This window comes from Loktanella sp. SALINAS62 (genome assembly GCF_018263905.1).
Taxonomy (GTDB): domain Bacteria; phylum Pseudomonadota; class Alphaproteobacteria; order Rhodobacterales; family Rhodobacteraceae; genus Loktanella.
Genome location: NZ_JAAFZU010000093.1, coordinates 3,545 through 14,472 on the forward strand (window position 1 = coordinate 3,545; position 10,928 = coordinate 14,472).

The window sequence follows — 10,928 nt, forward strand, 5'->3', positions numbered from 1 at the left end:
TCAGGCGGCAGGATGTCGATGCTCAGCCCCAGACGCCGCAGCGCCCGATAAGCGGCAAAGGCAAGGCGGAACATCTCGAAATCAGCGCCCTGCGGTTGCGTGTCCCACGCCCACGCGCTTTCGTAGTCAAAGATCAGCGCCACGCTTGCCTGTCCCGTTGCCACGTCGGGCAAAGCGGCCAGTTCATCGGCAACCTGTCGCGCCTCTGCCAGACCGGGGGCGGGGGCATCGTCGGGGCGCAACAGGCCCGCATGCATCTGTTCTTGTGCAAACGGCGCCTGCCGCCAGCGGAAATAGCAGACGGCTTCCGCACCGTGGGCGAAGGCTTCCCACGTCCACAGACGCACCATGCCGGGCAAGGGGGCGGGATTGTAGGGGGCCCAATTGACCGGGCCGGGTTGCTGTTCCATGACCCACAGCCGACCCTTGCCGACCGCGCGGTAAAGATCGTGGTGAAACGCCTGATTGTCGGGGTGGCCCTGCCGCAGAAAAGCTTGCTTTTCGGCCTCTGTTCCTTCGATCCGGTCCGATAGAAAGCCGATTGGATAACTATCCCACGACGCGATATCCAGATCGGCACCGACCGCGAAATGGTCAAAGGTCAGGGTGCGGCCCATATAGTTGTGGATCAGCGGCATTTTCGTCAGTGGTCGCAGCGCGTCGACCTGCGCGCGGTTGTAGGCTGTGACCTGATCCGAACTGTAGCGACGGAAATCCAGCACATGCGACGGGTTCGGTTCGGTCACGGTCAGGTTGGGCAGGTCGATCTGATCGAAACTGTCGTATTCCATCGACCAGAACACATTGCCCCATGCCCGGTTCAGCGCGTCGGGTGACTGGTATTTCTGTGCCAGCCAGTCCTGAAATCCCGCCCGGGCGGCGGCTGAATAGCTAAGCGCCGTATCGTGACAGTCGTATTCGTTGTCGATCTGCCAGGCGGCGACATGGGTATTGCGGCCATAGCGTTCGCCCATCATTCGCGCGATGCGGCGCGATTCCTCGCGGTAGGGCAGATGGCTGAAATCATAGTGCCGCCGCGACCCGAATGTCCGGGGCCGGCCCTGTGCGTCGACCGCGATCATGTCAGGATGCTTGTCCAGCATCCAGCGCGGGGGCGTGGCGGTGGGTGTGCCCATCACGACCAGCAGGCCCGCATTGCCCAGCACCGTGACCGCGCGATCCAGCCAGTCCCAGTCGAACTGACCGGGGGCGGGTTCGATCCGCGACCACGCGAATTCCCCGATCCGCACCCATGTCAGGCCCGCCGCGACCATGCGGTCGGCATCGGATTGCCACTGCGTTTCCGGCCAGTGTTCGGGATAGTAGCAAACGCCAAGCGTGCGGTTCATGGAACGGCCTTTTGAGTCTTTGGAAAAGAAAACAGGAACAGCGCGTCACAGGATGACGCGGTGTTCCTTTTGACCGGTGTAGCCGGTGTCGATGGCATAGGTGCGGCCCTGATCGTCGTCGGGGGTATCGAGGCCCTGCCGTGCGGTCGTGACAAACAGGGTCTGGCGGTCCGGTCCGCCAAATGCGGGGCACGAGCTGTTGCGGCCCGGCACCTGGAACGCTTCGATGAAATCGCCTTGCGGGTCATAGACGGCGACACGACCGGCACCCCATTGCGCCGAAAACAGGTTTCCGGCGGCGTCGACCACGGCGCCGTCCGGGCGAAAATCGGTCTCGCTCAGGTCGATGTGCAGATGGGGGTCACCTGCGGGCCAACCGTCGGCGTCCAGTGCGACTGACATGATCTTTTGCGTGGGTGTGTCGCAGAAATATGCGGTGCGGCCATCGGGCGCGAAACAGATCGCGTTGGAAATGGTGATGTCCGCAAACAGGCAGCGCAGCTCGCCTTTCCAGAACCGCCAGATCTTGCCCGCGTGGGGTTCGGCCTGAATCCCCATCGTGCCGATCCAGAAGCCGCCCATTGGGTCGGCACGGCCGTCGTTTGACCGGGTATGCGCGCTGTCGGGTTCGAGTTCGGTCACGATATAGTCCGCGCCGGTGTCGATTTCGAACCGGTGCAGCGCCCGGGCGGATGCCACCAGCAGTGTATCGCGGTCGATCCAGCCCGCCGCACTGACATAATCGGGAAAGGTCCAGCTTTGCCCCTTGGTGTGCAGGCTTTTGGACATGATATCGAACCAGAAAAGCTGCTGGCGTTCGGGGTGCCACAGCGGGCCTTCGCCCAGTTCGCAATGGGTATCGTCAAAGATCATCTTGCGGCCTCGTCGTATGCGGTCACGATGGTTTCTGCGCGGGTGCCGACCTCTGCCGCGGTCATGCCGGGGGTGTAAAGGGCGGACCCGATACCAAACCCGCTGGCGCCTGCATTGATCCATTGTGCGAAATTATCCGGCCCCGCGCCGCCAACGGCAAAGACCTGACAGTCCTGGGGCAGAACGGCGCGGATCGCCTTGATCCCGTCCGGCCCGATCAGGCTGGCAGGAAACACCTTTAGCCCCGTGGCCCCTGCCTTGAGGGCAGCGAAACATTCCGTCGGCGTCATGACGCCGGGCCAGCTTTGCAATCCAGCGGCGCGGGTCGCGGCGATCACGCGGACGTCGCAGTTGGGTGACACCACCAGTTTGCCACCTGCGTCGGCCACACGGTTCACGTCCTCTGGCGACAAAACGGTGCCCGCGCCGATCAACGCATGATCGCCGTGGGCGTTGGCCATACGGGACAAGCTGTCGAACGGGTCTGGGGAATTCAGCGGCACCTCGATCCGGTCGATACCGGCGTCGATGCAGGCGGCACAGACCGCGACCGCCTCGTCCGGGGTCACGCCACGCAGAATGGCGATGATGGGGCGGCTCATAAGGTGTCCTTCCACAAATGATAGGCGGCTGTCAGTCCAGCCAGTGTCGTACGCTCGGCGTTGACCTGCGTGGCGCTGACGCCTTGGGTCGCAAGGGCTGTCACATAAAGATGCGCCAGTCCACCGGCACCGATCACAGCGACCTGCTGGCCCAGCCAATACGGTTTGGTCGCGGCCAGTTCGGCCCCGATCAACAGACCTGACAGGCGCGCGCGCGCCTGCGGCTGTTGCAGATCGTGCAGCAAGGATTCGGCGCGCAGGCTGAACAGGCGCGCGGCCAGCCGTTCGGGCCGCGACAGCGCGTCATCCAGCCCTTGGGCAAATCCTGCGTCATCCCAGCCTTCGGCGCAGGAATGCCGCAAAACGGTGTGGCCGCTGATGGCCGCAAACAGATCACCCGTCATGCAGGTTTGAAAACTGACGACTTCATCGGCGCTGATGTGGACCCATTTGGTATGAGTGCCGGGCAGACAGATCACGCCGTCCCAATTTGGATTTTGCGCAAGGAATCCCGCGATCTGCGTTTCTTCGCCGCGCATGACATCGGCGGGCGTCGGCTGTTTCAGGCCGGGAATGATCTGCACGGTGAACCGGTCGCTCGACACGGTGGCAAAGGGGCCGGTCAACGGCGCGCATGGCACGGTGGCATAAGGTGCCTCTGCCCAGCCCTGCCGCGATCCGACCATCCCGCAGGCGATCACCGGAACCGTGTCCCAGTCCGCGCACAGCCGGTCCAGCGCCGGGCCAAAACCCGCACGGTCCAGCGTGCCCATGCCATCGGCGCTGCTGGCTTCCGCCAGAATGCTGCCACTGGCCGACATCGCCCACGCGCGCAAATGCGTGGTACCCCAGTCAACGGCAATCCATGTGCACGAAACGGTCATAAACGCTGGCCTTCTATCACCCACATGCTGTCAGGCAACGCATAGGGCAGGTTCAGCCCCAGCGCCATCAACGCGCGCCCCGAAAGTTCAATCGGGCCGGTTTTCAGCGCGGGTTTCCCGCGCGACAGGCCAGAGATATCGTTCCGGTTTGCAATGTCCACACGGTAGACCGCGTCGGCATCCAGCCCGGTCAGGCGCAATGGGCGCGGCGCACTTTGGCGGCTGGTGGCGGCCTTGCCCGCGAACACGACGAAACGATGCGCGTCGGGCGCCGTCTGCTGTTCCGCGATCACCGATGGATCGGCGCTGTCCAGCCGCAGGATATCGGCCCTGCGCAGCCAGTCGCGGTTTGCTTCGAACCAATCGGTGATGCGCCGCAGGGTCGTGGCCTCTGCATCGGTCAGTTCGCGCGGGTCCATTTCGAACCCCATGTGACGCTGGGCTGCGACCCAGCCGCGAAACGCGATGGAATGCACGCGCCCCGTGGTGTGGCAATGGCGGGGCCCGACATGGCTGCCGGTGATGGCCGACGGCAGGAACAGCGCGGCGTCGTGCTGCATGCGCAGCCGTTCCTGCGCATCGTTGCAATCCGACAGCCAGACCCGCTGGGTCCGGGCCAGAATACCCGCGTCGATGCGCCCCCCGCCAGAGGCGCAGCTTTCGATTTCGACCAGCGGATGCGCTGTGCGTAGCCGGTCGATCAGGTCATAGGTGCCGCGCGTCTGGGCGGCGTCCGCATGCGGCAACATGCGGTTATGATCCCATTTGATATAGTCGATGTCGTGGTCCGACAGGATCGGGCTTATGACAGTGAACAGATGGTCGCGCACGGCAGGGTTGGCCATGTCCAGCAGGTATTGCCCCCGCCCGAGTGGCTGGTCCATCGGTCCCAGAACCCAGTCGGGATGCGCGCGTGCCAGATCGCTGTCGGCATTCACCATTTCGGGTTCGAACCACAGGCCAAAGGTCATGCCCAGCGCCTGCACATGTTCGATCAGCGGCGCCAACCCATCGGGATATTTGCGCGGGTCGATCCGCCAATCGCCCAGCGATGTTGTGTCGTCGTCACGCTTGCCGAACCAGCCGTCATCCAGCACGAACCGTTCCGCCCCCAGATCGGCGGCGCGGTTTGCAATATCCTGCAGGACAGTCAGATCGTGGTCGAAATAGATCGCTTCCCAGCAGTTGTAATGAACCGGACGCGGCGTGTCGGGTTTAGGCCATGTTACGATGCGGTCGCGCAGGTGACGCTGGAATGCTACGGCGCAACCGTTCAGGCCGCTGCCCGAATAGGTGGCCAGCAGGGGGGCCGTTTCAAAACGCGTGGCCGGTGACGCGTCCAGACCGGTGGCGTGGCCGAACTGGATCTGGCGGCGACCGTCCTGCAATTCTTCCAATACCATGCGATGACCGCCGGACCATGCATAATGCAGGGACCACGCCTCTCCGGTGGTGTTGGTGCAACCGCGTGCGGGCAGGATCGCGGCGGGAAAATGTTCATGCCCGGTGCGGCCCGTCCGGTTGTCGCGCGCACGCAGTCCTGCAGCCCAGGGCGTGCGGTTCAGCTGGAATTCGTCGCACCAGCGGCCTGCGACGTCGATCACATCGTCCGCCAGTTGTGGGCCGGGCAGGACGGGGGACGTCAGCCAGTCGCACAGCACGGGCGCATCTGCGGTCAGCAGCGTGCGCGCTGTCATCATCCGCGTAGCCGCGTCGATGCCAAAAAAGAAGGTCAGGGTCAGACCGGCAACCGCATCCACACAGGTCAGCGTCAGCCCGTCGTCTTGCGTGACGGTCGTGCCACCGAACCGCGGGCGCAGCGGCGTGCCGTCCGTCTGACGCACCACCAGCCCCGGTTGGCCCGGAAAGGCATCGGCCGTCTGCGGGCACAGCGTCAGGCGCGGATGCGCGTCCAGCGTGCCACCGGTCAGGTCAATTTCTGCGGCGGCGGTCAGGGCGGCCAGATCCTGCGTATCTGGCAGACGCGCCCCCCAATAGACACAAGCCGGCAGGCCGTCGTGCGGCGCGTGCAGAACCAGCGTCTGGCCCGCATCGTCCAAACGATAGTGGGTCACTTCACCGCTCCTAGTGTCAGGCCGGCGATGAAATGCTTTTGCATCAGAAAGAACATCGCCACGGGGGGCAGGGCGGCGACAATGCTGCCCGCACTCATCAGGTGATACGCCGCGCGGAACTGGCTGTTGAATTCGGTGATCCCGGCGGTCACGGGCTGCGCGCCCGGCCCTTGGGTCAGCACCACGGCCCAGAAATAATCGTTCCAGATAAAGGTAAAGATCAGCACCGCCAAAGCGGCTAACGCCGGTTTCATCAAGGGCAGGACGACATACCAGAAAATGCGCCATTCCGCGACGCCTTCGACCCGGGCGGCCTCGACAAGGCTGTAGGGCAGGGCGCGGATGAAATTGCGCATGAACAGCGTGCAGAATCCGGTCTGGAACGCGACGTGGAACAGCACCAGCCCCATGATGGTATCATAGAGCCCCAGGTTGATGGTCAGGTCACGCACCGGCACCATCAGGATCTGGAACGGCACGAAATTGCCCGCGATAAAGATGAAGAACAACAGCAGGTTACCCCGGAACCGGTAAACCCCCAGCGCGAAACCCGCCATCGCCGACAGCGCCACGGCGCCGATCATCGTGGGAATGGTGATCAGCAGCGAGTTGAACAAATAACGCGGCATGTTCGATTCAAAGAACACGCGGCCATAGTTGTTGAACCCTTCGAACGACGACGGCCAGCCCCAGTAGTTGCCATTGGCAAAATCCGCCTCTGGCTTGATCGAAAACAGCGCCACGGCGATCAGCGGCAACAGCCACAGGATCAGCGCAAACGGCAAAAACGCCTGATAGCTGACCTGCGCCGTGCGCGACCGCTTTGCAATCGGTGTCGGGAACATCAGCGCCCCTCCTTTTCGTCGCGCCACATCGACCACAGGAAGTAGGCGATGAAGAACAGCATGATGATGAAAAGCACAACGGCGATGGCCGCGCCGTATCCCATGCGGAACCCGAATTCTGACAGCGATTCCTCGAACATGAAAAACGACAGCACGCGGGTGGACCCGAAGGGTCCGCCATTTGTCATGATCGAAATCAGGTCAAAGCTGCGCAGCGCGCCGATGATGGTCACGACAAATGCGATGAATGTCGCGGGCTTCAGCTGCGGCAGCACGACATACCACAGCATGCGCCAGCCCTTTGCGCCATCCAGACGGGCGGCTTCGACCTGTTCGGGATCGACGGAATTCAGGCCCGTCAGATACAGGATCATGCAATAGGCCGTCTGCGGCCACAGGCCTGCGGCGATGATCCCATAGGTCGCCATATCGGGATCGCCCAGAATGTTGATCGGGCCTGCACCCACAAGGCCAAGGATCGCGTTCAGCAGACCCTCACGCGGCAGGTAGAACCACGAAAACACCAGACCCACGACGACCTGACTGATGACGAATGGAAAGAAAAACAGGGACTTGTAGACGCGGATGCCCGTCACCGTCTGGTTCAGAAACAGTGCGATGAACAGCCCCATCGGGATCGCCAGCAGATACAGGATCAGCCAGCGGATGTTGTTCCAGAAAGAGGTTTCGAATTTGCGATCCATGTTCTGATCGCCCAGCCCCAGCAGGCGGTCATAGTTCGCCGTGCCGACCCAAGTCGCTTCGCCCAGACCGTCCCATTCATGAAAGCTGATCCAGACCGATTGTCCGATTGGAACGATCACGTAGACGGCAAAGAACAGCATCGCCGGGGCCAGAAACAGCCACGGCGTCAGGCGGATCTCGTTACGCTTGTACCAGCCGCGCTGCACGGGCGGGTGACGGTCGGGCACGATGGGGGCAGTGGCCATGGGAATGCCTTTGATCTGGGATCGCACGGCCGGACGCAGCATCCTGCATCCGGCCAGATTTTCAGACCCGGCGCGGCCCGTTGCAGGGCGCGCCCGATCCTGTCCGCATTACTGGTAGATGCGCTGGCGCGTTTCTTCCAGACGCATCAGGATGTCGTCCAGATTGTCCGGGAACACCATGAATTCCTGCAGACCTTCCATGCCGACGGACGCCATTTCCGCTTCAAAGTCACGGTCAAAGAACTGCATGATACCGCCCGTCGCGTTGTTCGACAGCATCTCAAAGCCCTGCTGAAGGAACTTGTCGTCGTCGACAGACGCATTTGCGTTGATCGGCAACTGGCCCAATGCATCGCCCGCATTGATGCGGGTCTGCACGTCGGCGCTGGTTACATAGCGCAGGAATTCACGTGCCGCATCGGGATTTTGGGCACCGCTGGCCATGTGGAACGTGTCGGTCGGTGCGTCCTCGGCGTAGGCGACATCGGGGTTGATCTTGGGGAACTGGTAGAAATCCAGTTGATCGTTGGTCAACCCGCCGTCGCGCATCGCGGCCACAGCAAAGTTACCCATCAGATAAGACGTGGCTTCGCCGTTCAGCATGAAAGGCAGCGCTTCCTGCCAGCTATAGGTCTGATGGTCGTCGATGAACGCGCCCATGTCGATCAGCTGACGCCAGTTTGCGAATGTCTCGCGCACACGATCGTCGGTCCACGGAATTTCGCCGCGGGCCAGCTGCATGTGGAAATCATAACCGTGGGTCCGGCTGTTGATGTAGTCGAACCAGCCGCCGGCGGTCCACAGGAACTTGGTCCCGATGGTATAGCACTTGCGCCCGGAATCGATGATCGCCTGACAGTTCGCCAGTTCTTCTTCCCATGTGGTGGGTTCGGACAGGCCCAGCTCTTCAAAGATGTCGGCGCGGTAATAGACGCCCCACTGATAGTAGGTGTAGGGCACGCCCCATTGCTTGTCGTCCAGCGTCAACGCGCCCTTGGTCGATTCCAGTGCAGCGAACTGTTCCTCTTCCCACAGGTCGGAAATGTCCGCGAACAGGCCTGCGTCGACATAGGGACGCATGCGGTTGGCGGCGTACCAGTTCACGACGTCCGGCGGGTTGGCGCCCAATGCGTTGCGGATCTGCGTTTTCCACGCTTCGCGGTCCACGATCGTCAGTTCGATGTCCAGATCGGGGTGCATGGCACCGAAATCCGCGACCATGCCTTCGATCACGGCACGCGGTGCCGGGTTCGACATGTCGGATGTGATTCGCAGCTCGCCCGACAGGGCGTCGTCTTGGGCGATAGCTCCGCTGGCGATCGCCGCCGCGACGACAGCCGCAAAAGAAGTGGTGATGATTGAACGCATGTGATCCTCCCAGATTTGCGTGCAAGGTTTCACTATTTGAAACTTTGTTTTGGATATTGATACTAAAACCCAACTCCCCTAAGCTGTCAACTGGGAGGACGCACACATGACGGAACGACGCGATGGCACCGTCGGTAAGGCACTGGATGTTCTGGATCAGGTCGCGGACTTTGGTCGCCCGGTTCGTTTTTCCGAAGTGCTGGACGGATCAAGCTATCCCAAACCGACGCTTTACCGTCTGATGCAAACCCTGACGCATCAAGGCATGCTGCATTTCGATCAGGACCGGCAGACCTATTCCCCCGGTGCCCGGCTGGTGCGTCTGGCCCATGCGGCATGGGCGCAATCGTCGCTGGCACAGGTCGCCAGCCCGCACATCGAAGCGCTGAGCGCGCAGACCGGCGAAACCGTGCATCTGGCCCAGATCGACGCGGCACAGGTGCTGTATCTGGATAAACGCAACGCAACCGATCCGATCCCGATGTACAGTCAGGCCGGTCGCGTCGGTCCGGTTTACTGCACGGGCGTCGGCAAGGTCATGCTGGCCTATCTGCCGCCCGACCAGATTGCCGGTGTCATTGCCCAGCAGTCATTTCACCGTTTTACGCCGCAGACGATCACGACGGCCGCCGCGCTCAGGGCAGAACTGGACGCGATCCGCGACCGGGGATTCGGTTTTGACCGTGAAGAGCACGAACCGGGCATCATATGCGTTGCTGTCCCGATCCTGAGCGATGCAAAACGCGTTATGGGTGCGGTATCCGTCACCAGCACCACGGCGCGTCAATCGCTGGATGCGCTGGCGCAGCTTGCGCCACGTGTCCGTGACACCGCGCAGGCCATCGCGCGCGACGCCCAAAGATGGAGCTTTCCAGCCCATGCAACCCAAGATTTCAAGCTAGCGGGGGAATAACCCATGTCCGGTGTCACGCTTTCATGTGTCAAGAAAACCTATGGCGACGTTCAGGTGATCCACGGGATCGACCTTGATATTCAGGACGGTGAATTCTGCGTCTTTGTCGGCCCTTCGGGCTGCGGCAAATCCACCTTGCTGCGGATGGTGGCCGGTCTGGAAGAAACCACCAGCGGCCAGATCGAAATCGGCACCCGTGATGTGACGCGGCTGGACCCATCCGACCGTGGCGTGGCGATGGTGTTCCAGACATACGCGCTTTATCCGCATATGACCGTGCGCGACAACATGGGCTTTGGGCTGAAAATGAACGGCCACCCAAAGGCCGAAATCCGCGAAAAGGTGGCAGAAGCGTCGCGCATCCTGAAGCTGGACGATTATCTGGACCGCAAACCTGCGGCCCTGTCAGGTGGCCAGCGTCAGCGGGTCAGCATCGGACGCGCCATCGTGCGCGGGCCAGAGGTGTTCCTGTTCGACGAACCGCTGTCAAACCTTGACGCAGAACTGCGGGTCGAAATGCGTGTGGAAATCGCGCGCCTGCACAAGGACATCGGCGCCACGATGATCTACGTGACCCACGATCAGGTCGAAGCGATGACGCTGGCCGACAAGATCGTCGTGCTGCGCAAAGGCGTGATCGAACAGGTCGGCGCGCCGATGGATCTGTACCGTGATCCCGACAACCGATTTGTCGCGGGGTTCATCGGATCGCCCGCAATGAATTTCATGGACGGCAACATCAAGGGCGGCAAACTGGACGTGCCCGCCCTGCGCGGCAGCTATGACCTGAATCTGACAACCGTGCACGCGGGCAAATCCGTCACAGTCGGCATGCGTGCAGAGCATCTGCAGACTGACGCGCAGGGCGATACCCATGTCGTCGACATGACGGAATCGCTGGGCGGCGTTTCCTACGTCTATCTGGTGGGCGATACAGGAGAGCGGCTGATCATCGAGGAACGCGGCGACCACCGGTCCGCCACCGGGGATCGGGTCGGGGTCAGCATCGACGCAAACAGGATTTATCTGTTCGACACCGAAAGCGGCGCGCGCATCCGGACCTGACGGC

9 protein-coding genes and 1 pseudogene are annotated in these 10,928 nt (G+C 62.1%); 2 read left to right on the plus strand and 8 right to left on the minus strand.

The features are described 5' to 3' along the window. The 8 genes and pseudogenes from GZH79_RS18630 to GZH79_RS18665 form a co-directional block, all read right to left on the minus strand. Positions 1 to 1,349 (minus strand): annotated as a pseudogene (locus GZH79_RS18630) (beta-galactosidase); the annotation flags it as partial. Between the two features lie 45 nt (positions 1,350 to 1,394). After that, positions 1,395 to 2,222 carry an SMP-30/gluconolactonase/LRE family protein gene (locus tag GZH79_RS18635; RefSeq protein ID WP_211645275.1) on the minus strand — a complete coding sequence of 276 codons (828 nt, stop codon included), beginning with the start codon at positions 2,220 to 2,222 and terminating at the stop codon, positions 1,395 to 1,397. Beyond that, positions 2,219 to 2,824 carry a 2-dehydro-3-deoxy-6-phosphogalactonate aldolase gene (locus tag GZH79_RS18640; protein WP_211645276.1) on the minus strand — a complete coding sequence of 202 codons (606 nt, stop codon included), beginning with the start codon at positions 2,822 to 2,824 and terminating at the stop codon, positions 2,219 to 2,221. The genes GZH79_RS18635 and GZH79_RS18640 overlap by 4 nt, the downstream gene beginning before the upstream one ends. After that, positions 2,821 to 3,708 carry a 2-dehydro-3-deoxygalactonokinase gene (locus tag GZH79_RS18645; RefSeq protein WP_211645277.1) on the minus strand — a complete coding sequence of 296 codons (888 nt, stop codon included), beginning with the start codon at positions 3,706 to 3,708 and terminating at the stop codon, positions 2,821 to 2,823. Before GZH79_RS18645 ends, GZH79_RS18640 begins: the two co-directional genes overlap by 4 nt. Then, positions 3,705 to 5,783 carry an alpha-galactosidase gene (locus GZH79_RS18650; protein WP_211645278.1) on the minus strand — a complete coding sequence of 693 codons (2,079 nt, stop codon included), beginning with the start codon at positions 5,781 to 5,783 and terminating at the stop codon, positions 3,705 to 3,707. Before GZH79_RS18650 ends, GZH79_RS18645 begins: the two co-directional genes overlap by 4 nt. Next, complete coding sequence (locus tag GZH79_RS18655) at positions 5,780 to 6,628, minus strand: carbohydrate ABC transporter permease (RefSeq protein WP_211645279.1); 849 nt, start codon at positions 6,626 to 6,628, stop codon at positions 5,780 to 5,782. Before GZH79_RS18655 ends, GZH79_RS18650 begins: the two co-directional genes overlap by 4 nt. Beyond that, positions 6,628 to 7,578 carry a sugar ABC transporter permease gene (locus GZH79_RS18660; RefSeq protein WP_211645280.1) on the minus strand — a complete coding sequence of 317 codons (951 nt, stop codon included), beginning with the start codon at positions 7,576 to 7,578 and terminating at the stop codon, positions 6,628 to 6,630. Before GZH79_RS18660 ends, GZH79_RS18655 begins: the two co-directional genes overlap by 1 nt. A 108-nt stretch (positions 7,579 to 7,686) precedes the next feature. Further along, positions 7,687 to 8,946 (minus strand): ABC transporter substrate-binding protein, encoded by a 1,260-nt coding sequence (locus GZH79_RS18665; protein WP_211645281.1) that lies wholly within the window; start codon positions 8,944 to 8,946, stop codon positions 7,687 to 7,689. A gap of 106 nt (positions 8,947 to 9,052) precedes the next feature. On the opposite strand from GZH79_RS18665, the gene GZH79_RS18670 reads away from it, so the two are divergent. Continuing rightward, a complete protein-coding gene (locus GZH79_RS18670) occupies positions 9,053 to 9,859 on the plus strand; it encodes an IclR family transcriptional regulator (protein WP_211645282.1) in 807 nt (268 codons plus the stop codon). A gap of 3 nt (positions 9,860 to 9,862) precedes the next feature. Further along, a complete protein-coding gene (gene ugpC / locus GZH79_RS18675; RefSeq protein ID WP_211645283.1) occupies positions 9,863 to 10,924 on the plus strand; it encodes a sn-glycerol-3-phosphate ABC transporter ATP-binding protein UgpC in 1,062 nt (353 codons plus the stop codon). Positions 10,925 to 10,928: the final 4 nt, after the last annotated feature.